The sequence below is a fragment of the Thioclava sp. NG1 genome, assembly GCF_003122275.1.
Lineage (GTDB): Bacteria > Pseudomonadota > Alphaproteobacteria > Rhodobacterales > Rhodobacteraceae > Thioclava > Thioclava nitratireducens.
In genome coordinates this window covers 97314-120262 of the sequence record NZ_QFBB01000003.1, presented here as the reverse complement: position 1 = coordinate 120262, position 22949 = coordinate 97314, and the positions used below count along the sequence as shown (strand labels likewise).

The following is a 22949-nucleotide window of genomic DNA, read 5'->3' as shown; positions in this document are numbered from 1 at the left end:
CCATGTATGATATCGAAAAAATCCGCGCGGATTTCCCGATCCTGACGCGAGAAGTGAACGGCAAGCCGTTGGTTTACCTCGATAACGGGGCCTCGGCGCAGAAGCCGCGCGTCGTGATCGACGCGATGACGCAGATGTACGAGCACGACTATTCCAACGTGCATCGCGGGCTGCATACGCTGTCCAATATCGCGACCGAGAAATACGAGAGCGTGCGCGGGATCGTCGCGCGCTTCCTGCATGTCGCAGATGAAGAGCAGATCGTGTTCACCACCGGCTCGACCGAGGGGATCAACCTCGTGAGCTATGCCTGGGGTGCGCCGAACCTCGAGCCGGGCGACGAGATCATCCTGTCGGTGATGGAGCACCACGCCAATATCGTGCCGTGGCATTTCCTGCGCGAGCGGCAGGGCGTGAAGCTGGTCTGGGTGGAGCCCGAGGCCGATGGCTCGCTGCCGCCCGAAAAGGTGCTGGAGGCGATCACGCCGCGCACCAAGCTGATCGCGATCACCCATATGTCGAACGTGCTGGGCACCCGGGTCGATGTGAAACCGATCGCGCAGGCAGCGCGTGCCCGCGGGATCGCCACGTTGGTCGATGGCTCGCAGGCGGCAGTGCATGGCCCCGTCGACATCGACGATCTGGGCTGCGATTTCTACGTCATCACCGGACATAAGCTATACGGGCCAAGCGGTTCCGGGGCGCTCTTCATTCACCGCGACCGGATGCTCGAGATGCGCCCATTCCTTGGCGGCGGCGACATGATCGACACCGTTACCCGCGATACGGTGATCTACAACACGCCGCCGATGAAATTCGAGGCTGGCACACCCGGCATCGTGCAGCAGATCGGCATGGGCGTCGCCCTCGATTACCTGATGGGGATCGGGATGGAGAACATCGCCGAGCATGAGCGCGATCTGCGCGACTATACGGCCGAGAAACTGAGCGGGCTGAACTGGCTCAACCAGCAGGGCACCGCGCCCGACAAGGGTGCGATCTTCTCGCTCACGCTGAACGGGCCGGCGCATCCGCATGACATCTCGACCATCCTCGACAAGCGGGGCGTCGCGGTGCGCGCGGGGCAACATTGCACCGGGCCGCTGATGGAATGGCTGGGCGTTTCCGCCACGGCGCGCGCGTCTTTCGGGATGTATAACACCCGCGAAGAGGCCGATGCGCTGATTTCCGCGCTGGAACTCTGCCACGATCTGCTAGGCTGAGGCGACCGCCCGGGCGAGAGACTTGCTTTTGCTGCGACGCAGCATAACTCTGCGGCAGGGAGGCGGGCAGCGAAAGGGCCGAGCCGATGAACCGCAAGAGCATCAATCTCGCATTGCAGGGCGGGGGCGCACATGGCGCGTTCACCTGGGGCGTTCTCGACCGATTTCTGGATGAAGAGTGGCTGGACTACGCGGCGATCTCCGGCACCTCTGCCGGGGCGCTGAACGGGGCCGCGTTCAAGGCGGGCTATGCGCGCGCTGGCCGTCAGGGCGCGCGCGAGTCGCTCGACGAACTTTGGAGCCAGGTGGCAGAAAGCGTCGATCTGCGGCTCGAGCGGTTGATGCCCGCGCAAGTGCCCGGCTCCGAGGCGCTGAAACGCTGGTTCGACGCTTTTACTCCTGCGGCCTTCATCGACGGCATGTCGCGCGTCTTTTCGCCCTATGATGCAGGGCCGTTCTACGTCAATCCGCTGAGCTCGGTGGTCGAACGGTTCCGATATCGCGATGTCTGCGCGGAAGAGGGGCCACGGCTGCATGTCTCGGCGACCAATGTGCGCACCGGCAAGGTCCGTGTCTTCACCGGCGAAGAAATTACAGCGGATGCCATCCTCGCCTCGGCCTGCCTGCCCGAGATTTTCCAGGCGGTCGAAATCGACGACCCGAAGACGGGCCGCACAGAGGCGTATTGGGATGGCGGCTATACCGGAAATCCGCCGCTTTTCCCGCTGTTCGAACCCGCCTATCCGCGCGACGTCGTGGTGATTTCGATCAACCCCCTCTGGCGCGACGAAATCCCCCGGACGCCCGCGCAGATCGACGAGCGGATCAACGAGATCAGCTTCAACACCTCGCTGCTGCGGGAATTGCGCGCGATCAATTTCGTACATCGGCTGATCCGCGAAGACCGGCTGCCGGAGGGGTCGATGAAGGATGTGCTGATCCACATGATCGCCGATGACGACGTCATGACCGAGCTGGGTGCGAAGTCCAAAATCCTTCCCGAATGGGGGATGCTGGCAAAGCTGAAACTGGCAGGCCGGGCGGCGGCGGATCGCTGGCTCGAAGCTCACGCCGACAAGATCGGCAAAGAGGCGTCGACCGACCTTCAGGCGTTGTTCGACTGAATCTTCGCCTTCGACTTGCGCGGCTCCTTCACCGGTTTGGGCTGCGGATAGACAAGACCCGCCGAGATGATCAGCTTCGCCGCATCCTCGACCGACATCTGGAGATAGGTGACCTTCGATTCCGGCACGAAGAGCAGGAAGCCCGAGGTCGGGTTCGGCGTCGTCGGCAGGAACACCGAGATCAGCGGGTCGCCATCCTCGGCCTGTGCCGCGATCTCGCCCTTCGCGGTCGACGACACGAAGGCGATCGCCTTCAGGCCCTCGCTCGGATACTCGATGATGCAGGCGCGGTCGAACTTGCCCTCGGACTGGCTTAGCACCGTTTCCGCGATCTGCTTGAGACCGTTATAGACCGTGCGCACGAAGGGCAGCCGGTCGACGATGCTTTCGCCGAAGCGGATCATCGTGCGGCCGAAGAAGCCCTTCGCGAGCCAGCCGACGATGACCGTGAATACCAGGAAGATGATGACGCCGAGCCCGCGTACATTGATGCCGATATAGCGTTCGGGGCGCAGCTCGGGCGGCACCAGCGGCAGCACCCAGCCGTCGACCCAACCGGCCATCGTCCACATCAGCCAGATCGTCAGGCCGATCGGCGCGACGACGATCAACCCGGTAAAGAAGGAGGCGCGCAGCGCGCCGAAACGCGAGCGGCGGCGCGGATGGGAATCGTCTTTGGTCATGTCAGGATGCGCCCTCTCGTGGCGATGCGTTGCCTGCTATCTAGGCAGCGCCGCCACGATGAGCAATGGTCCGCGTATCAGGCGCCGCGAGCTGTGATGATTTCGCCCGCGATTGCGGCAGCCAGACGGGCATTGTTCAGAACGAGGGCGATATTGGCCTCGAGCGAGCGGCCTTCGGTCAGTTCGAAGATGCGCGACAGCAGGAAGGGCGTGACGGCCTTCGCCGCGATGCCCTGCGCCTCGGCCTCGCTCAGCGCCTGTTCGATCACCGGCACGATCTCTTCGCGGGCAATCTCGGCTTCTTCGGGGATCGGGTTCGCGATCAGCTGGCCGCCCGGCAGACCGAGCGACGCGCGCGCGAGTTGTGACTTGGCGATCTCGGCGGCGCTATCGGCGCGCAGCGGCGCGGGAAGGCCGGAATTGCGCGACCAGAAAGCGGGGAAGGCGTCTTGCCCGTAGGCGATGACCGGCACGCCGTGGGTCTCCAGCACTTCGAGCGTCTTCGGCAGATCGAGGATCGCCTTCGCACCGGCCGCGACCACGCTGACCGGAGTCTGTGCCAGTTCCAGAAGGTCCGCGGAGATGTCGAAGCTGTCTTCGGCACCGCGATGGACGCCGCCGATCCCGCCGGTGGCAAAGACGTCGATGTCCGCGAGGTTCGCGCAGATCATCGTCGCGGCGACGGTGGTGGCCCCGGTCGCGCCCTTCGCGAGGCACACCGCCAGATCGGCGCGGCTCACCTTCATCGCGTCCTTGGTCTGCGCGAGCTGCTCCAGTTCCTCCGGCTCCAGCCCGATATGGATCTTGCCGCCCATCACCGCGATCGTAGCCGGTACCGCGCCCGCCTTGCGGATCTCGGCCTCGACCGCCTGCGCGGTTTCAAGATTCTGCGGATAGGGCATCCCGTGGGTAATGATCGTCGACTCGAGCGCGACGATGGGACGGTTTAGTGCTTTCGCATCAGCGACTTCGGCGGCGAAGGTGAGGGGGGCGGTCATGTGGCCAGTTCTCCGGAAACGTAGCGCGCGGCAGCGGTCAGAGCGCGCTCCAGCGCCTCCTCACGACCCGCGCCGCGCTGTTCGGCCACGAGATGCGCGGCCATGAAAGTATCGCCCGCGCCGGTCACGCGGGTCACGAGGACGGGGGGCGGCGCCGAGGCGATCACGTTGCCCGCGACAGCACTTCCGTCGGCGGCCGCCTTGCCGCCATCCGTCACGAGCACGCGCTGCGCCCCGCGCTCCAGTAGCGTTTCGGCGGCGTGCTGGGCGCTGTCGAAGCGGCCCTGGCACAGGATGCCCGCCTCTTCGAGATTGACGTAAAGCGTCGCCGCCGGATGCGTCAGAAGTGGCATCAACCTTTCCGCCTTGCCGGGGCTGGCAGGCGCCACGCGCAGGTCGGCCTTGGCGAACAGAGGCGAATGCGCGATCTGGCTGAGCAGAGCCTCGGTCAGGTTGCCGTCGAGTGCGATGGCGCCGGTCCACGGCTCGTTTTCGGTGCCGAGCCGCCCATCGGAAAGCGGTGCGAGGATCTTCTCGCCCGCCGCCTCCAGCGAATGCGCATCCGCGATCGCCGCGATCAGCCCGTTCGCCCCTTCGATCGCCATGTAGCGGTCGGTCGGAAGGTCGTCGGAGCGGTAGAGATAGCTGCAATCGACGCCCAGCACCTCGGCGGTTCGGATCAGATCGTTGCCCTGGCTGTCGCGCCCGAGCGCGGTCAGCACGGCCGGTTTCAGCCCGAACCGATGGAGCGTCATCGCGATGTTCATCGCAACGCCGCCGGGCAGCCGCTCGATCCGCCCCGGCACGTCGGAGCCCTCGTGCATATGCACCGAGGCGCGGCCGATGATGTCCCACAGGACCGAACCGATGCACAGAATATCAGGTCTGGATTCGCTCATGCGCGGTTCTTGGCGCGGTTTCGGGAGCGGGGCAAGGGGCTTGGCCCCCGCTCGGGTGGCTCAGGCGCGGCGCGACTTGAGGAACGCCCAGAGCCAGATGCCCGCAAGAACGAGCGAGCCGATTGCGTTGAGGTTCGCCATGGTGATGCCGAAGATGTCCCACGGAATCTCGTCGCAGCGCACCAGCGGGGCCTCGTTGATCTGCTTGAGCAGGTCGGCGGCGGAGACGGTGGTGTCGACGCCATTCGAGGTGCAATCGGTCGGACCTTGGAAGATCTTCCGCTCGACGCCCGAATGATAGAAGCCCAGCACCGAGGTCGTCAGCGCCGCCAGCATGCCCAGAAGCGCAGTCCAGCCGGGCAGGCGGAAGGCGAGGATCGCAAGTCCGATCAGGATTGCGACCAGATGCGGCCAGCGTTGCAGCAGGCACAGGTGGCAGGGCGCATAGCCCAAGGCCTGAAACACGAAGGCCCCGGCCAGCACGACGGCGGAGCCAGCGGCGGCGAGGCCGACGAGGCCGCGGAAAGAGGTCAGGGTTTGCAGGCGATCTTGCATCGGAGGCCTCAGAGATATTTCAGGAGATAGAACCCGCCGATCAGCAGGATGACGAAGATAGTGAAGAGCGGGCCGAGCCAACGTTCGATGAAGGTCTTGATCGGCTCGCCGAATTTCCAAAGGAGGCCAGCGACCACGAAGAAGCGCAGCGCGCGGGCGATGAAGGAGACGCCAAGGAAGAGAACCGGGCTCAGGTTCGTGGCGCCCGCGAAGATCGTGATCACTTTATAGGGGAAAGGCGTGACACCTGCGATCAGCACGGCCCAGCCGCCCATCTGGTTGAACCGGGCGGCGAGTGTGTTGAAATCGTCCGCCTTGCCGTAGAAGTCCAGCACCGGCCTGCCGATTGCGTCCATGAAACCATAACCGATCAGGTAGCCCAGACAGCCGCCCGCGACCGACGACAGCGTCGCCACCAGCGCGATGCGCCAAGCCGCCCAGGGCCGGGCGAGGATCATCGGGATCATCAGCACATCCGGAGGGATCGGGAAGACCGAGGCCTCGATGAAGGCGACGGCGGCGAGATACCACATCGCATGCGGGTGGCTCGCGCGGGCCATCGTCCAGTCGTAGATGCGGCGGATCATGGCGGCATCCTTTTCCTTGCTGCTCGGATCGCTTCATCTCCCGCGCGGGCCGCAAGGTCAAGTCGCGCGCGTCGCACCTTTGCTTTTGCGGGCCTCGCGCTAGACTTCACGAAAAAGCGAGGGAGGCATTCGCAAATGCAATGGCGTGGACGGCGCGGCAGCCGCAATATCGAGGACCGGCGCGGCCAGCGCAGGGCAGGGGGCGGCGCAATCCGTCTGGGCGGCGGCGGCCTCGGCGTGATCGCGATCATCGTGGTGGCCTATTTCCTCGGGATCGATCTGACGCCGCTGCTCGATGGCGGATCGGGCTCGGGGCCGGTGATCACGCAATCGGGCGAGCTGAGCGAACGCGAGAAGGCGATGGGTGATTTCGTCTCGGTGACGCTGGCCGATACCGAGGAGGTCTGGCAGGGCGTGTTCCAATCCGACCTGGGACGGCAATACGATCCGGCGGTGCTGGTACTCTTTAGCGGGGTCACGCAATCGCCCTGCGGCAATGCGAGCGGCGCGACGGGGCCGTTCTACTGTCCGGGCGATCAGAAAATCTATCTCGATACGGCGTTTTTCGACACGCTGAGCCAGCAGCTCGGCGCGCGGGGCGATTTCGCCGCCGCCTATGTCGTGGCGCATGAGGTGGCCCACCACGTTCAGGACGAGCTGGGGATTCTCGGTAAGGTTAACGAAGTGCGCGCGCAAAGCTCCGAGGCGCAGGCTAATGCGCTCTCGGTGCGCATCGAGTTGCAGGCCGATTGCTTCTCGGGGATCTGGGCGCGCCGCGCCGAAGATCAGATCGGCGCGATCGAGCCGGGCGACATCGCGGAGGCCATGAACGCCGCGGCACGGATCGGGGACGATACGCTGCAACGCGAGGCCGGCCGGGTGCCGATGCCCGACAGCTTCACCCATGGCAGCTCCGCTCAACGGCAACGCTGGTTCGAGCGGGGCTATCTGAGCGGTGAGCTCAAACAATGCGACACGTTTTCAACGCGTAACCTCTAAGCGTACTTGCCTCGGGCGCGGCTGCGCGCTAGAGGATTCGGACTGGGCCCGAGTGGCGGAATGGTAGACGCAGCGGATTCAAAATCCGCCGCTGCAAGGCGTGTCGGTTCGAGTCCGACCTCGGGCACCAGACCTTCCGCAGAATGACAGATCCGCGCGCCGATGGTGACCCGGCCGGCGCATCTTCGTTCCTATGTCTTGTCAGGCCCGCATTTTCCGGCCTCGCAAGACTTTGTCCAAATTTGGCGTCATCGTGAAAAGCGGCGTCTTGGAACGTGGTTAGCAAAAGATGATTCGAAGTAATCTCGTTTTGTTCTCAGAACAAACGGGCGCGAGATACCGGATTGCGGCGCGGTCGAGGACAATTAAGACTTATCCGTGGGAGAAATATCGCTGCGATTGGGGGCATCCCAGGAAACAAACTCGCCCGGTTATTGTCGCTAAATCGAAAACAGTTTTTCGCCTTTCGCAACGGGTCCGACAAATACCTTTCAACCACCGGTTTAAATGTGGCGAAACTTAGGCATGGTTCCTGTCTAAAAAGATAGGTCGATCTTTTGGTAAACGGAAACGGTGTTTAAAAACAGTCACTTCGCGATTCGGATTATTGATGACCGTTTCCCGGGCATTTCCTCGAAATGAGGCAAGAAAGCGGCAAATTCCCCTTTTCTTTGTGGCGGTCGCGAGGGCAGATTGAGGCCAAGCCCTGCTGGGGGGCGATTGGCCATGGGGGTGGCCAAAGAGAAGAGTTGTCGAAAGAGAGCTCGCCCGGCGCTGCCAAGGGGACCGATCCATAACGGCCTCGACCATGAGGGCAAAGGAGACGCAGAGCGATCTGCGGCGACTTTGCCGGCAGCGCCCGCGCGCGCCGACGCTGGCCAATTCTTCTCAAAAAACACGTTCGGACTTCGGATCCGGACACGTCACGGCGCCGCCGCTTTGCGCCCTAGGGAAGATACGCCACGGCGCGGGGCCAGGGAGCCAAGCGGACGGCAAAGGAGAGTTGGGGATGACTTATTTCTACTATCATCACGACGACGATGATTGCGACAAGAATTCCGATCCGAATGCTACCAACGACAGCGCGAGCGTTAAGTACAATACCGCGCAGACGATCGCCGTTCTCGCGAATGACAGCGACCCCGATGGCGACCCGCTCAAGGTGCAGTGGGCGAGCGACCCGGCGCATGGCTCGGTCACGGTGAATGCCGATGGCACGATCACCTACACGCCCGATCCCAACTATTCCGGCACCGACAGCTTTACCTACAAGATCTATGACGGGCAGGGCGGCTACGACACCGCGACCGTTACGATCAACGTGAGCGCGCCCGACGGTATCGTCGAAGGCACCTCCGGCGGCGACCTGATCGACGATCATTACACCGGCGATCCCGAAGGCGACATGGTCGACAATAACGACGCGATCCTTCCGGGCGCCGCGCCGAATGACGACTACATCATCGCGGGCGACGGCAATGACACGGTCTATGCCGGTCAGGGCGACGACTCCGTCGAGGGCGGCCAGGGCGACGATCTGATCTATGGCGAGGGCGGCAACGACACGATCTCGGGCGACGCCGGGAACGACACGATCTACGGCGACAACGATCCGGCCGGCGGCTCCGCGGCCGATCCGGTCTCGGAAACCGTGGACTGGAGCCATTTCCAGACCGATTGCGGCGAGGTGAAGGACCAGACTGTCGATCTGGGCGAGACCAAGGTCCATTTCGACTTCCAGTCGCAGGATTACGGGGCGAAGGCGACGCTGACGACCTCTGCGCAATATACCGAAGCTGGCGAGAACTTCGACAGCTGCTCGGCGCTGCAGCTCTACGGTGCGGGCGGCGATTGCGAAGGCGGTGTGTCGCCGACCTCGACGACCGTCCTGACTTTCTCTTCCGACAATAGCGATTACACCGGTGAAGTTCAGGGGCTGAGCTTCCGGATCAACGATCTCGATCGTTCGGACAGCTATGATGACCATGTCGATGTCGTGACGCTCTCGGCCGTCGATGCCGATGGCAATCCGGTCGCGATCACGATCGATCCCGAGGGCAACCAGACGGTCACCGACAATGGCGACGGCACCTACACCATCACCGGTGGCGATCAGGACGACGGCAGCCTGCATCAGGACGACAAGATCGGTTCGGTCAAGGTCACCATCAATGATCCGACCGCAAAGCTGAGCATCGCCTATTCGAATGGCGGGGCGACGGATCAGGCGATCTCGATCACCGACATGACCTATGATACCTGTCCGGTGGAAGATGATCCGGGCGAGCCCGGCGACGACAGCCTGATGGGCGGTCTGGGCGATGACGTGCTCTACGGTCAGCAAGGCAACGACACGCTGGAGGGCGGTCACGGATCGGACAGTCTCGACGGCGGTCAGGGCAACGATACGCTCGATGGCGGCGCGGATGCGGACACCGTCTCCGGTGGCGACGATCGCGATCTGTTCATCGTGGGGTCCTCGACCGATGGCATCGGAGACACGCTCGACGGCGGCGAAGGCGGCGACGATTACGACACGCTCGACCTGCAGGGCGCGGGGCCGCTGCGTGTTCATTCCACGGTCACCGATTACGATCCGGTCTCGGGTGTCAGCACCTATGCCGGGACGGTCGACTTCCTCGACGGCTCGGGCAATGTCACCGGTACGCTCGAATTCTCCAACATGGAAGAGGTCATCCCCTGCTTCACGCCGGGTACTCTGATCGCGACGCCGCGTGGCGAGGTTCCGGTGGAGACGCTGCGCGAAGGCGACAAGGTCCTGACCCGCGATAACGGCATTCAGGAGGTCCGCTGGGCCGGCCGCGCCGACATGACGCATGAGCAGCTCGCGCGCGCACCGCATCTCAAGCCGGTGCTGATCCGCAAGGGCTCGCTCGGCAACGACCTGCCCGAGCGCGACATGATGGTCTCGCCGAACCACCGAATGCTCGTCGCCAATGACAAGACTGCGCTCTATTTCGAAGAGCATGAGGTTCTCGTCGCGGCCAAGCATCTCGTCGGCAATCAGGGCGTGGACACGGTGGAGACGCTGGGCACCAGCTACCTGCACTTCATGTTCGACCGCCACGAGGTTCTGCTCGCCAATGGTGCCTGGACCGAGAGCTTCCAGCCCGGCGACCAGACGCTGGGCGGGATGGGCAATTCGCAGCGTCAGGAAATCTTCGAGATCTTCCCGGAACTGCAGACCGCGAAGGGCCGCGAGGCCTATCAGGCGGCGCGCAAGACGCTCAAGAAGCATGAAGCCAACGTCCTGCGCATGAGCTGACGCGCAGGCCTCGTCAGAGGCCCCGCCAGCCCAATAACTGCGACCGCGTCCGGGATGTTTCCGGGGCGCGGCGCTGCCGTGTTGTTTCCGCAACTCGAACAATTCGTTTCCGCTAATCCGCACGTAGAGACGCCATCACGCGTTTTCGCCTCAGGGTTTTGTCGCTATCGTGTGATGGAAGGGGGCCTCGACTGCTGGGAGGCAGGAGGATCGGATGACGCGGAGCATGCGCGCAACGGATATCGCGGAGATTTTGGCGCAATCGCCGGCTCAGGGGCTGCGATGTACCGCGATGGCGCGCACCGAGTCGCTGCGCCTGGAATTCGACAGCCATGACGAGACGGACGGCCATATCAGTGGCTTTGACGCATCCGGAGATACGGTTTTTTCCGGCTCCATCGCTGCGTTTCGCGCGGCCATTCCCTGCGTGACGCCCGAGACGCGGGTCGCAACCGAGGCTGGCGGTGTTCCTGCGGGCGATTTGCGCCCCGGTGCGCGGCTGGTGACGCGCGAGTCCGGTGTTCAGACGCTGCGCTGGATCGGTTCACGAGTGTTCACGGCTGCCGATCTCGCGCTCAATCCTCTGCTGTGCCCGGTGCGTATCCGCGCGGGCGCGCTTGGCGAGGGGCATCCGGTGCAGGATATGCGCGTATCACCCAATCACCGTCTGATGTCGCCGCTACGGGGGAATCTCGTTTCCGCGCAAGAGCTTGTCGGGCTGGACGGGGTCGAGGCTGAGCGGGCGGCGGGCGGCGTGCGCTATCTGCAACTGCTACTCGACGCGCCGGAAATGTTGCTCTGCGACGGACTATGGGTCGAGAGTTTCCGACCGGAGTTGGCGATGCTGGCGGGCTTCGATGCGGCGCAGCGGGCGGAGCTTCTGGCGCTGCGCCCCGATCTGTCCCGGCGCGACGCCGAGGCCGCCTTGCCCGAGACGCACCCCACCGAGTGATTTTCATCAACCGCAAAAAAGAGCCGGGCACTGAGGCCCGGCCAATAGACGATTCCGGTCAGGGGAATTGCCCGGATCGTTCGCGTCACAGGAAGCGGCGCACTTCTTGCCGGGCAATCTCCCGGCTGATTCCGATATCTTTGAGCAGATGGTCATCGAGTTTCTCCAGCGCCATCCGCGAACGGCGCGCTTCGAGGACGCGCGCAACGCGCGCGATCAGGCTCAGACGGCCATGACGAGCGGGAACGGGACGGGTCCGCGACAGGGTAAACATTGCGATGCCTTTCTGTATTGATACAATGTGGCGTTTGTTGCTATAGGAGGGATACAATACCTCAAAATAAGCAACCAGAGAAATATTGTGACTGATACAAGCTGGTCTCCTCAACTCGCCCATATCGCCGGACCGAAATATCTCGCGCTGGTGCGCGCGCTGCGCGAAGGGATCCGTCGCGGAGACCTGAAACCGGGCGCAAAACTCCCTACTGTCAGGGACTTGGCGTGGTCACTGGGGGTGACCCCCGGCACGGTCGCGCGGGGCTACCAAATCGCCACGCAGGAGGGGCTGCTGGAGGCCAAGGTGGGACGCGGCACCTTTGTATCGACACAAACGCAGCGACTCGGCCCGCGCGAGCCACTTTACCGCCATACCGGGGAGGAGATCGACGCAACCCCGGACGATCTGGTCAACCTTCGATCGCCACAATTGCCCGATGTCGGCCAGACAAAAGCCTTACAATGGGCGATGGAGGAAGCTGCGCGCTCGATCGGCAAGACCTACCTGCAATATCCCGGTCTGCGCCGCGACGCCTATTGCCGCGAGGCGGTTCTCGACTGGTTTCCGAAAGATTGCTCGCTCGCCTCTATCCTGAACGCGGATGACCTTGTGCTGACGCATGGCGGGCAGAACGGGATCAACCTCGTGATGCAGACCTGCCTGCGTGGCGATCGGCCCGGCGTTTATATCGAGGAGCTGGCCTATCCCGGCTTCCGTCACGCCGCACGGCTCAACCGCGCAGAGGTCCATCCCGTGGCCATCGACGAGCAGGGGATGATGCCCGATGCGCTCGACGCGGCCTGCCGCAAACATGGCGGCCAGATCGTTTGTATCACGCCCGACGCACAGAACCCCACGGCGGGCCGGATGGATGTCGCGCGCCGCGAGGCGCTGGTCGAGGTCGCGCGCCGCCATGACCTGCAGATCATCGAGGACGATTGCTACACCGCGCCGGTCACCGGCCTGCCGAGCTTCCGGGTGATCGCGCCCGAGCGCAGCTGGCACATCACATCTCTGTCGAAGACGATCTCGGCGGGCATGCGCTTCGGCATCGTCGCAGCCCCCGAAGGCATGGGCGAAGTGGGGCGGCTAGCCGCCCAGCACAGCTTCTTCGGCCTCGCACGACCGATCACCGACATGGTCGCCCGGCTCTTCGAGAGCGGCGAGGCGATGCGTCTTCGCTATGCCGCGCAGGAGGAAATGGGTCGGCGGTTGCAGATGACGGTGCAATCGCTGGCGGGACAGGATTTCAACTGGCTGCCGGGGCTGAGCTTCCTTTGGCTGAAGCTGCCGATGGGCTGGCGTGGCTCCACCTTCGCGCGCATGGCGGAGATGGAAGGCGTGCTGCTGCGCTCGGCCGATGAATATGTCGTGCAGGACGGTCAGGCGCCCAACGCGGTGCGCATCGCGATGGCGGGCTCAGTGCCCGAAGAGCGCTTCCGTACCGCGCTGCGCACGCTGACGGGGCTGCTGGAGCGGATGCCCGACGATCTGCCGGTCTGAGGGCTGAGGCCTGACGCCGAGCCGCCGAAGCGCGCTGCACAAAATTACGGCATCTGCCTTGCCCTTGCGCGAGTAGGGGCGCTTGCCCTCTTTTCACGCCCGCGCCCTTGTGCTTTCGTGACAGCCAACGACGCCCGAGACGGGTGCAAATCGGGAGAGATGGATGGCGGGTAAAGGGGAGAGCTGGCTGCGCAGCGAGTCCGCGCAGGGCTATGCGCTGATTTCGCCCCCCTTCCTCTATGCCGTTCTTTTGCTGGCCGCGCCGCTGGTCACGATCCTTGCCTATTCCTTCTTCAAGGATGGCTATCTGACGGTGGTGCATGAATTCACCGTACAGAATTACATCGCCACATGGACCGATCCGATCTTTCGCGTGATTCTGGTCCGCTCGCTGCTGGTGGCGGGGCTGGTGACGCTGGTCACGGTCGCGCTGGCCTTCCCGATTGCCTATTATCTGAGCTTCGGTCTGGCGCCGAACCGCAAGGCGCGCTGGATCTTTCTGATCACCATCCCGTTCTGGACGTCGTATCTGATCCGCGTGTTCCTGTGGAAGGTGATCCTTGGCTATAATGGAGTGATCAATTCCGCGTTGGAGGGGATCGGGATCATCGGGCCGAACGGGCTGATCGCCGATCCGCTGCAGATGCTCAATTCGGTGGGGGCGATCGCGCTGACGCTGGCCCATGCCTATGCGCCCTTCGCGATCCTGCCGATTTTCGTGAGCCTCGAGAAGATCGACCGCTCGTTGCTGGAGGCGGGGCAGGATCTGGGCGAAAGTCGCTGGCGCACCTTCCTGCGCGTGACGCTGCCCTTGGCGATGCCCGGTGTCGTCGCCGCGACGCTGATCGTGTTCATCCCGACGGTCGGCGATTACGTCACGCCCGAGCTGATCGGAGGCGGCAAGATGCCGATGGTCGCGAACCTCATTCAGGCGCAGATGCTACCCCTGGACAATCGCCCGCTGGGCTCGGCCATTGCGGTCAGTTCGCTGCTCGTGGTCGCGGCCCTGTCGCTGGTCTTCCTGTGGCTCAACCGCCGCTTCCTGAAGGTCGGAAAGTGAGCCGCGCATGAAAATACCGCCCCTCAAGATTTACGCGATCGCCTACCTGATCTTCCTCTACGCGCCGATCTTCCTGCTGCCGCTGTTCGCTTTCAACGACGGCACGATCATCGCCTTTCCGCTGAAAGGCTTCACGACCGACTGGTTCGCGAAAATGGCCGAGAACGACACGCTGCGCCATGCGCTGTCGAATTCGTTGATCATCGCGCTGACCTCTTCCGCCGGGGCCACGATCCTCGCGGTTTTCGCCGCCCGCGCCTCGACGCGCTACCGCTTCAAGGGCAAGGGCGGGATCATGGGGCTGATCCTGCTGCCGATGGTGCTGCCCGATATCCTGATGGGGATGTCACTGCTCTTGGTGATGCTCGAAGTGTTGAAGGTGAACCTGTCGATCGCGACGGTGATCCTCGGCCATGTGATCATTTCGCTGCCCTATGCCATCGCGGTGCTGCAGACGGCCTTCGCGACGCTGGATCAGTCGCTGGAAGAGGCGGCGGTCGATCTGGGCGAGACGCGAATGTCGACCTTCCGCCTGATCGTTCTGCCGCTGGTTATGCCCGGTATCATCTCGGCCTTCCTGATCTCCTTCACGATCTCGCTCGACGAGTTCATCGTGGCCTTCTTCCTCGCGGGCAATCAGCCCACGCTGCCCACCTATATCTTTTCCCAGCTGCGTTTCCCGTCAGCGATCCCGGTCATCATGGCGCTTGGCACCTGCCTCGTCGCGGCCTCGATCCTGCTTCTGAGCGTGGCCGAATTCTTCCGCCGGCGCGGGGTCAAACGGACCGGCGCCAAGGATACCGGAGGTTTCCTGTGACCGATAAACCGATGATCGCCTTTCAGGACGTTCATAAATATTACGGCGATTATCACGCGCTGCGCGGCATCACCGCGGAGATCCGCGCGGGCGAGTTCTTCTCGCTGCTCGGTCCCTCGGGCTGCGGCAAGACCACGCTGCTGCGCACCATCGCGGGATTCGAGGAGATATCGGAAGGCGCGGTGCTGATCGACGGCAAGACGATGGTGGGCGTTCCGCCGAACAAGCGGCCCACCAATATGGTGTTCCAGTCCTACGCGATCTTCCCGCATCTGAGCGTGGCCGAGAATGTCGGCTTCGGCCTGCGCCGCGATCCGCGCTCGAAATCGGAGAAGGCCAAGCTGGTCGAAGAATCGCTCGAGATGGTGGGGCTCAAGGGCTACGGCACTCGCGCGGCCCATGCGCTCTCGGGCGGGCAACGGCAGCGTGTGGCGCTGGCCCGCGCGCTGATCCTCAAGCCTAAGGTTTTGCTGCTCGACGAGCCGCTCTCCGCGCTCGACCGCAAGATCCGCGAGCAGATGCAGGTCGAATTGATCAAGCTGCAGCGCGAGGTCGGCATCACCTTCGTTCTGGTCACCCACGATCAGGAAGAGGCGCTGGTCATGTCGGACCGGATCGCGGTGATGTTCGAGGGCGAGATCGCCCAGCTCGCCGACCCGGAAGTGCTCTATGGTCGCCCCAATTCGCGTCGCGTGGCCGATTTCATCGGGGTGATGAATTTCCTGCCCGCGACGGTCACGGATGGGCCCGGCGAAGCGGTCACCGCAGAGGTCGCAGGTCTCGGACGGCTCGAAGTCGCGCCGAGCCAGATCTCGATCGCACCTGCGGGCGATGGCGCCGCGGTGGGCTTCCGCCCGGAAACCTTGACGCTTCTTTACGAAGGTCAACAGGCCTCCGACCGCGAAGCGCCCGGCACGATCGACGAGGTCGTCTATTACGGCGACATGACCTATTACGACGTGCGCCTCGACGGCACCGAAAAACCGGTCCGTATCTCGATGCGCAACGTGTTCGGCCGCCCCGTGCTGGAAGTCGGCACCCGCACCCGCGTCGCATGGTCGCCGGGAGCGCTCGTTTTGTTCCGGTGACCGGGGCAGGGGGGCGCTGACCCCGTCGCCGGATAGCGACAAAACTTAAGAGGCAGGGGGGCGCTGCCCTGTCGCCGGAGTGCAGCATGGCTCAAAGGCGGAAGCGGCCTCGCAAGAGGGGCCTCGCCAGTGGCTCTGGTCACTCCTCCGGCGGTGCGTAGCCATCTGTCAGGGTCTCGAGAAAGGCGATGATATCTGCTTGCTCGGCCTTGGTCAGCGCGTCGCCTTCTCCGGGCTTGCGTCCGAAAGGCGCATCGGTGCGGTCGATATTTCCCTGATAGCGAGTGGGCAGGTCGTCGAACCGCGCCAATTTTCCGTTGCGCGTGGGGTAAATCGCGCGGGGATCGCTGTCGCGCTTGGCGTAAAAGCGCAGGACCTGTTGCAGGCTGGTGTAGACACCGTTGTGGAAAAACACGTGCCGGGTCGCGACGTTGCGCAGGCTCGGGGTCTTGAACATCCCGCAATTGCCGGGCTGCGTCGAAATCGTGTCGTGGCGCAGCGGGCCGCACAGACCGAGATCGACATAATGCGGATCTGCATTGGCCGGGATCGCCGGGTTGCGGGGCACGCCGAGCGCCTCGTATTCGTAATCGGTGAATTGCGGCGGGCGACCATCGGCGGACCGGGTGTCGAGATGACAGGCCGCGCAATTGCCCTTCTTCGGATCGTCGAAGAGCGCACGGCCCCGCGCCTCTGCCGGCGAAAGCTGCGCCTCACCTGCGAGAAAGGCGTCGTATTTTCTGGTATAGGGATGAAATTCCACCGCCTCGGTCTGGTAGCGCGACAGAGCGAAGGCGGCCTCGTCGATCAGCATCTTGTCGTCGTCACGCACCGCCTCGCCGAAGAGCTGCGCGAAGCGGTCGCCATAGCGCGCTCGCAGGGTCGCGGCGAGGGTTGCGCGGTCGGGCTCTGCCATCTCGAAATGAGTGAAGAGGACGGCCAGCGCCTGCTCTTGCAGCGTATCCACGCGCCCGTCCCAGAACAGACCGCCCCGCGGCACCGGGCTCGCGGCGGCGGGCGTGCCGGCGGTTTTTTGCGGCGCGGGCTGCGTAGATGCGCTTGCTCCTGCGGCTCCTTTCGCGCCCGTCCCTTGCTGTGCGACCGCCTGCGGCGCGGCTTCGCCCGCCTCCGAGGTCGGGTCGAGCATCCCGAAGGTGAAGGGTGGCGTCTGGCGCTTGTATGTGAGCGATGGCACCGCGCGCAGTCCCGGCTGGTCGAGATACGCCCCGCCAAGCTGCACCGGGCGGGCATTGGAGGGCGCGAAGTGATTGCCCGGGTCGTGGCAGCTCGCGCAGCTCATTTGGCCACTGGCTGACAGCGTGGGGTCAGAAAACAGCGCCTTGCCGATCGTGGCCACGGCGCTCAGATCGGCATCTCCGGGTGCGGTCGTTTTCGAACCGGCGTCGGACGCGGCCCCGACGGGGGTGGCCGAAAGGAAAGCCGCGAGCGTGATGCTCGCGGCCCCCTGTGCCGAACGGATCGTTCTGGGAGTGATCAATCTCAGGTTCGGCAGTCTCATCGCCTCAGCCTTTCGGGTTGCCGGTGGCCGGGTCGAGGATCAGCTTGCCATTGGCCGCTTTCGAGAAGTCGAACATGCCGTTCAGCTCGCCCGCCTGGGCGTCGAAGGAGCCCTGACCGATGCGCTGACCGTTCAGCCAGTTATCCTCGATAAACTTGGTGACCGAGGACTGATCGACCAGTGTGTGATCCACCGCGTTCTTCTTCGCATAGGGCGAGATCACCAGCATCGGGATGCGGGTGCCGTAGCCGCAACGGCCCTGCGCGGGCTTGCCGTCGAGCCCGGGCAGCGTCTTGTCGCTGGCGCAGTTGCTGCCATTGAGCACGTCATAGCCCGCGACCGGGATGTTCGAGCCGTTCACCACTGCCATCGCGTGGTCATACCAGCCATCGGAATCGTCGTAGGTCACGACGATCGCTGTGTCCTTCCAGTCGTTCGATTTCTGCAGCGCGTTGACCGCGTTGATGATGAACTCCTGCCCGTCGAGCGGGTCGGAATAGCCCGCATGGCCGTCCTGATAGGCGGGCGCTTTCAGGAAGCTCACCGCCGGCAGGTTGCCGTTCTTCAAGGCCGCGTAGAAATCCTTGCTGTCATATTGGTGGTTCGCGCCGCCATCGTCCGACGTGCCGATCACATCGACCGAGGCGGGACGGGTGTGATCGACGTTCCGGGTCGATTTGTAATACTGGAAGGGCTCGTGGTGGGGGATGTAGTCCTTCGAGGTCTCGCCGGTCACCTGCGAGAGCGACGAGCGGTCGCAGCCGGTGGTGCCGTTGCCGTTCACCGCGGTCAGGTCGAAGCCGCCCTCGAACCAGCCCCAGGTAACGTGTTTGGCGTTCAGCAGATCGCCGATATTCTTGCCGCCCATAAGCGTCGTCGGGTATTTCGGGTTCGAGCAGACATCGCCGGTCGGATCGAGATCCGAGATCATGGTCCAGCCGCCATTGCCGTCGGGCACGACGCGCCCCTTGTCATAGGTGCCGTCGGCTTCGAGCTTGTAGCCCTTGGGCAGCACCGCGCCATTGGTCTGGCCCGAGACGAGGTTGATCGCGCCCGGCGTCGAGGGGCCGAAGGTGCTCGAGAAGGCATTGTCGTTCATCGCGTACGCCTGCGCGTAGTTCCACAGTGCGGTGACGGTATTGCCGTCGTAATAGCCCATCACCTGGCCCTTGGTGCCGAATGCGCCCGTGCCGCCCTTCGTGCCCTTGCCGGTATTGGCTGGGAAGGCATCCATCTTGCCGCCGTGGAAAGCGGCCTGCTCGGCGGTGTAGCCGTGGTTCTGGTCGGCGGACGCGGCCTGCGTCCGGTCGAGCCGGAACGGGGCGGCGGCATTCGCGCCATTGACGGCATTGCTCTTGTTGGGGTTGTTCCTCAGCAGACCGGCGTTTGCGAGCGTATTGGCCTTGGGCGTGTCTTTCGCGGCGGTGAATTGCGGCTCGCCCTTGGGGTTGGCGGCCTTCGGATAGGTCGCGAAATAATGGTCGAAGGAGACGTTCTCCTGGAAAATCACCACGAGATGCTTGATCGGGGTGGCGGTCTGGGTATCGGCGGCGGTGCCAGCCTGGGCGGTCGCGGCGGCGCAAGCCAGCGCGAGCGCGCTGACGGCACCGGTCGGGCGGAGCGTGTCGATCATGTGAAGTCCCTCGTTGAGATGGCAGCTTTCCCGTGCGTTACGGGGCGTGGCCTCTGGCTAGGGGCGTCATTTGACACTTCGGTGACGGTTCCGCTCACGCGCCATCACCGCTCGGTGAGACCGGCGCGGATACACGCGGATGGGATGTTGCGTGAGCGACCGGTGATCGCGGCGCGAGCGCACCGGCTAGGTTTTGCAAGGGGGGCTGAGCAGGGGCCGGCCTCCGCTCGCCACGGCCGATCTCTGGCGCTACGGGGCGTGCGGCGGGTCGTCCGTCCGCTTGAAGTTCGTTTATCCTGCCTCACCCCCAAGGATATTCTCGGCAAGCGGAACGGGCTTAGGTTTACGCGGCTGACATGCGGCTTGCGTGTTTGCCATTTGACCACCCCCGGCAACGCGGCCTAGATAGGGGCCAAGTAAGGCGCGGAGGCATTTGCCATGAAGGTCATCATCTGCGGTGCGGGTCAGGTCGGTTGGCAGATCGCGCGCCATCTGGCGGGCGAGCGCAACGATGTCACGGTCGTGGATTCCAATCCCGAACTGGTGCGGCGCGCGGCCGATACGCTCGACGTCCAGGGCGTGGTGGGCTTCGCCTCGCATCCGGACATTCTCGAGCAGGCCGGGGCGCGCGATTGCGACCTGATGATCGCCGCAACCCATTCCGACGAGGTCAACATGGTGACCTGCCAGGTCGCGATGTCGGTCTTCGGGATCACGCGCAAGATCGCCCGCATCCGGGCGCAAAGCTATCTGCAGCCGGAATATTCCGATCTCTACCGCCGCGATCATCTGCCGATCGACGTCATCATCTCGCCCGAGCGCGAGGTGGCCGAGGCTGCGCTGCGCCGTCTGGCGGCGCCCTCGACCTTCGACACCGAAAGCTTCCTCGACGAGCAGTTGCAGTTGCTGGGGATCGAGCTGGACGCTGATTGCCCTGTGCTCGACACGCCGCTGCGGCAGCTGACCGATCTGTTCTCGACGCTGCGCGCTGTCGTGGTGGGCATTCGCCGCGAGGGGCGGCTGTTCGCGCCCGAGCCGGGCGATCAGCTTTTCGCGGGCGACCAGATCTATGTCTTCGCCCATGTCGAGGACGTGAACCGCACGCTCGATATCTTCGGCAAATCCACGCAGAAGCAGGAACGCATCGTCATCATCGGCGGCGGCAACGTCGGTCTCAGCGTGGCCAAGTCCCTCGAAGCGCGGACCGAGCGCGTGCGTGCCAAGATCATCGAGCGCTCGCGCGCGCAGGCCGAGAAGGCCGCCGACGCGCTGGACCGTACGATCGTGCTCAATGGAGACGGGATGAGCTCGGAACTGCTGGAGGAGGCGAATATCGCCACCGCCGACGCGGTTCTGGCGATCACGGATGACGACAAGACGAACATTCTCGTTTCGGTGCGCGCGAAACAGGCGGGCTGCCGGATGGCGATCTGCCTGATCAACGATCCGACGCTGGCGCCCTTGCTGAGCGCGCTCGATATCGATGCCTATATCAACCCCCGGGCAACCACCGTGTCGTCGATCCTGCGCCATATCCGCCATGGCCGGGTGCGCGCGATCTACTCGATCGGGGATGCCGAGGGCGAGGCGATCGAGGCGCAGGTCATGGGAACCTCGCCGATGTCGGGCAAGGCGGTGCGCGATGTCGATTTCCCCGAAGGGGTTCTGATCGGCGCGATCCGCAAGGGCGACAAGATCGTCAAGCCGACCGGCAATACCCGGATCGAGGAGGGCGATATCGTGGTTCTCTTCGCTCTGACCTCCGACGTGCCCGAAGTGGAGCGCCTGTTGCAGGTCTCCATCGACTTCTTCTAAGGGCCGGTCCGCATGGAACGCATGATCAAGGCCTTGCCGCTGCCGATACTCCTGATGGGAGTTTCGGCGCTGGCGATGTATGTGCCGGCGATCCACGCGCTCCTGACGCATCATCACCATACCGCGCGATCGTTCTTCTATTCGGCGACGCTGTTTCTCTTCGCGACCGCCCTGATCGGCTTGGCCAACGGGTCGAACCCTCGGCCTGCGCGGGCGGGGCGGGCGAGCCTTCTGATCATGCTGGCCGCTTTCACCGTGCTGCCCGTGATGCTGGCAGTGCCGTTCTATATCGCGGTGCGCGACACATCGTTTTTCAATAGCTGGTGGGAGATGGTCTCCGCCTTCACCACCACGGGCGGCACGCTTTACGAGCCCGACCGGTTGGTCGGCTCGGTGCATCTTTGGCGTGGGCTGGTGGCGTGGATGGGCGGCTTCTTCATCCTCGTGATGGCAATCGCGGTGCTGGCGCCGATGCGGCTTGGCGGCTTCGAAGTGTTCTTCTCTGGTGGCCCCTCTGGCGCCCCGGCCGCCGCGGCCCCGGCCGCAGATGGTGGCGCGGAGATGTCCGAGCGCATCGCCCATTACGCGGTCTCGCTGGCTCCTATCTATACCGGGCTGACGGTGCTGCTGTGGGTCTGCCTGCTGATGGCGGGGGACCGGTCGCTGACGGCGCTGATCCATGCGATGTCCACGCTCTCGACCTCCGGCATCTCGCCAGTGGGCGGGATGGCCAATGCGCGCTCTGGGGTGGCGGGCGAGATGGTGATCTTCGTGTTCTTCCTGCCCGCGCTGTCGCGCAGGCTCTGGCCGGGGGGCGGCGAGCTGCGCGCCTCGCCGAAGCTGATCGACGACCCAGAGCTGCGTCTGGCTGCGGGGCTGGTGATCCTCGTGCCGCTGTTCCTGTTCCTGCGTCACTGGATCGCGGCGCTGGAAGTGCGCACGCCGGGCGATTTCGGTGCGATCTTCCGCTCGATCTGGGGGTCGCTGTTCACCTCGCTGTCCTTCCTGACCACGACCGGCTTCGAATCGAACGGCTGGCACGACGCGCGCGACTGGTCGGGGCTGGGCACACCGGGCCTGATCCTCGCGGGGCTTGCGATCATCGGGGGCGGCGTCGCAACGACCGCGGGAGGGGTGCGCCTGCTGCGGGTTTACGCGCTGCTGCGTCACGGCGAGCGCGAACTCGACAAGCTGATCTATCCTAACTCCATCGCGGGCGGCGGCATGATGGCAAGGCGGCTGCGCCGCGAAGGCGCCTATATCAGCTGGATCGTGTTCATGCTGTTCGCGATTTCCATCGCCGGGGTGATGATGGCGGCGTCGCTGTTCGGTCTGTCGTTCGAGCCCGCGACGATCCTGACCATCGCGGCGCTGTCGAATACCGGACCGCTGGCGGGGATCGCGGCCGATGTGCCACTGAGCTGGGCCCATCTGAGCGAGCCAATCAAGGCCGTTTTCGCCTTCGCCATGGTGCTTGGCCGGCTCGAGACATTGGCGATCATCGCCCTGTTCAACCCGGAATTCTGGCGCGCCTGAATCCCGGATTCGATACGCAATTTCTGGCTCAGGGCCTAACAAACTGTTTTTTGGGCTGGAATCTCCCGCTATGCGCTGCATACTTGAAGAAAGGGCAAATCAGGCCCGTCCGATCACGCGCGATGCGAAACGCGATACGAAAAACAAGGGCAAGAATAATATGGCTGGCGACAAACAGAACCTGCAAGACGCATTTCTCAATCATGTGCGCAAGACAAAGGTTCCTGTCACGATCTTCCTGATCAACGGGGTGAAGCTGCAGGGCGTCATCACCTGGTTTGACAACTTCTGTGTGCTTCTGCGCCGCGACGGGCAATCTCAGCTTGTTTACAAGCACGCGATCTCGACGATCATGCCGGGACAACCTATCTCGCTTTACGAAGGCGACGACTAAG

At 63.9% G+C, this 22949-nt stretch carries 20 protein-coding genes and 1 tRNA gene; 13 read left to right on the top strand and 8 right to left on the bottom strand.

From position 1 onward, the window contains the following. Positions 1-2 precede the first annotated feature (2 nt). On the top strand, positions 3-1223 hold the full coding sequence (locus tag DEM26_RS06125) for a cysteine desulfurase (protein WP_075774846.1): 1221 nt from the start codon (positions 3-5) through the stop codon (positions 1221-1223). An 86-nt stretch (positions 1224-1309) separates the two neighbouring features. Then, positions 1310-2347 carry a patatin-like phospholipase family protein gene (locus tag DEM26_RS06120; RefSeq protein ID WP_075774845.1) on the top strand — a complete coding sequence of 346 codons (1038 nt, stop codon included), beginning with the start codon at positions 1310-1312 and terminating at the stop codon, positions 2345-2347. Here the strand turns inward: DEM26_RS06120 and DEM26_RS06115 are convergent. From DEM26_RS06115 to DEM26_RS06095, 5 genes are all read right to left on the bottom strand, one after another. Beyond that, positions 2329-3030, bottom strand: a complete 702-nt coding sequence (locus DEM26_RS06115; protein WP_075774844.1) for a DUF502 domain-containing protein — start codon at positions 3028-3030, stop codon at positions 2329-2331. The two genes, DEM26_RS06120 and DEM26_RS06115, sit on opposite strands and share 19 nt — an antisense overlap. A gap of 77 nt (positions 3031-3107) precedes the next feature. Further along, the gene (locus tag DEM26_RS06110; RefSeq protein ID WP_088718585.1) at positions 3108-4028 is read right to left on the bottom strand and encodes a pseudouridine-5'-phosphate glycosidase; all 921 of its coding nucleotides are present in this window, start codon (positions 4026-4028) and stop codon (positions 3108-3110) included. Then, entirely contained in the window at positions 4025-4927 is a 903-nt protein-coding gene (locus tag DEM26_RS06105; RefSeq protein ID WP_088718586.1) for a PfkB family carbohydrate kinase, read from the bottom strand. The genes DEM26_RS06110 and DEM26_RS06105 overlap by 4 nt, the downstream gene beginning before the upstream one ends. A 60-nt stretch (positions 4928-4987) precedes the next feature. After that, positions 4988-5482, bottom strand: a complete 495-nt coding sequence (locus tag DEM26_RS06100) for a disulfide bond formation protein B (RefSeq protein ID WP_199224636.1) — start codon at positions 5480-5482, stop codon at positions 4988-4990. A gap of 8 nt (positions 5483-5490) precedes the next feature. Next, positions 5491-6069 (bottom strand): YqaA family protein, encoded by a 579-nt coding sequence (locus DEM26_RS06095; RefSeq protein WP_075774840.1) that lies wholly within the window; start codon positions 6067-6069, stop codon positions 5491-5493. A gap of 135 nt (positions 6070-6204) precedes the next feature. Here DEM26_RS06095 and ypfJ point away from each other — a divergent pair, with 135 nt between their 5' ends. The 4 genes from ypfJ (at position 6205) to DEM26_RS06075 (ending at position 11306) form a co-directional block, all read left to right on the top strand. Then, complete coding sequence (gene ypfJ / locus DEM26_RS06090; protein WP_109171955.1) at positions 6205-7068, top strand: KPN_02809 family neutral zinc metallopeptidase; 864 nt, start codon at positions 6205-6207, stop codon at positions 7066-7068. Between the two features lie 46 nt (positions 7069-7114). Beyond that, positions 7115-7198 (top strand) — tRNA-Leu (locus tag DEM26_RS06085). Between the two features lie 879 nt (positions 7199-8077). Beyond that, on the top strand, positions 8078-10354 hold the full coding sequence (locus DEM26_RS06080) for a Hint domain-containing protein (RefSeq protein WP_158275090.1): 2277 nt from the start codon (positions 8078-8080) through the stop codon (positions 10352-10354). 214 nt (positions 10355-10568) lie between these two features. After that, complete coding sequence (locus DEM26_RS06075) at positions 10569-11306, top strand: Hint domain-containing protein (protein ID WP_088734400.1); 738 nt, start codon at positions 10569-10571, stop codon at positions 11304-11306. A gap of 85 nt (positions 11307-11391) precedes the next feature. On the opposite strand, the gene DEM26_RS06070 is transcribed toward DEM26_RS06075, so the two are convergent. After that, a complete protein-coding gene (locus DEM26_RS06070; RefSeq protein WP_109171954.1) occupies positions 11392-11580 on the bottom strand; it encodes a DUF1127 domain-containing protein in 189 nt (62 codons plus the stop codon). A gap of 87 nt (positions 11581-11667) precedes the next feature. On the opposite strand from DEM26_RS06070, the gene DEM26_RS06065 reads away from it, so the two are divergent. From DEM26_RS06065 to DEM26_RS06050, 4 genes are all read left to right on the top strand, one after another. Beyond that, entirely contained in the window at positions 11668-13086 is a 1419-nt protein-coding gene (locus tag DEM26_RS06065; protein WP_088718589.1) for an aminotransferase-like domain-containing protein, read from the top strand. Positions 13087-13249: 163 nt separating this feature from the next. Beyond that, positions 13250-14146 (top strand): ABC transporter permease, encoded by an 897-nt coding sequence (locus DEM26_RS06060; RefSeq protein WP_075774835.1) that lies wholly within the window; start codon positions 13250-13252, stop codon positions 14144-14146. A gap of 7 nt (positions 14147-14153) precedes the next feature. After that, positions 14154-14963, top strand: coding sequence for an ABC transporter permease (locus tag DEM26_RS06055; protein WP_109171953.1), 810 nt, complete (start codon positions 14154-14156; stop codon positions 14961-14963). 11 nt (positions 14964-14974) lie between these two features. Further along, entirely contained in the window at positions 14975-16051 is a 1077-nt protein-coding gene (locus tag DEM26_RS06050; RefSeq protein ID WP_075775109.1) for an ABC transporter ATP-binding protein, read from the top strand. A gap of 139 nt (positions 16052-16190) precedes the next feature. On the opposite strand, the gene DEM26_RS06045 is transcribed toward DEM26_RS06050, so the two are convergent. Continuing rightward, positions 16191-17570 (bottom strand): cytochrome c peroxidase, encoded by a 1380-nt coding sequence (locus tag DEM26_RS06045; protein WP_109171952.1) that lies wholly within the window; start codon positions 17568-17570, stop codon positions 16191-16193. 4 nt (positions 17571-17574) lie between these two features. Next, a complete protein-coding gene (locus DEM26_RS06040; RefSeq protein ID WP_109171951.1) occupies positions 17575-19203 on the bottom strand; it encodes a phospholipase C in 1629 nt (542 codons plus the stop codon). A gap of 438 nt (positions 19204-19641) precedes the next feature. Here DEM26_RS06040 and trkA point away from each other — a divergent pair, with 438 nt between their 5' ends. The 3 genes from trkA (at position 19642) to hfq (ending at position 22948) form a co-directional block, all read left to right on the top strand. Then, complete coding sequence (gene trkA, locus DEM26_RS06035) at positions 19642-21018, top strand: Trk system potassium transporter TrkA (RefSeq protein WP_075774830.1); 1377 nt, start codon at positions 19642-19644, stop codon at positions 21016-21018. A 12-nt stretch (positions 21019-21030) separates the two neighbouring features. Then, positions 21031-22554, top strand: a complete 1524-nt coding sequence (locus DEM26_RS06030; RefSeq protein WP_075774829.1) for a TrkH family potassium uptake protein — start codon at positions 21031-21033, stop codon at positions 22552-22554. A gap of 160 nt (positions 22555-22714) precedes the next feature. Beyond that, positions 22715-22948 (top strand): RNA chaperone Hfq, encoded by a 234-nt coding sequence (gene hfq / locus DEM26_RS06025; RefSeq protein ID WP_038060695.1) that lies wholly within the window; start codon positions 22715-22717, stop codon positions 22946-22948. Position 22949: the final 1 nt, after the last annotated feature.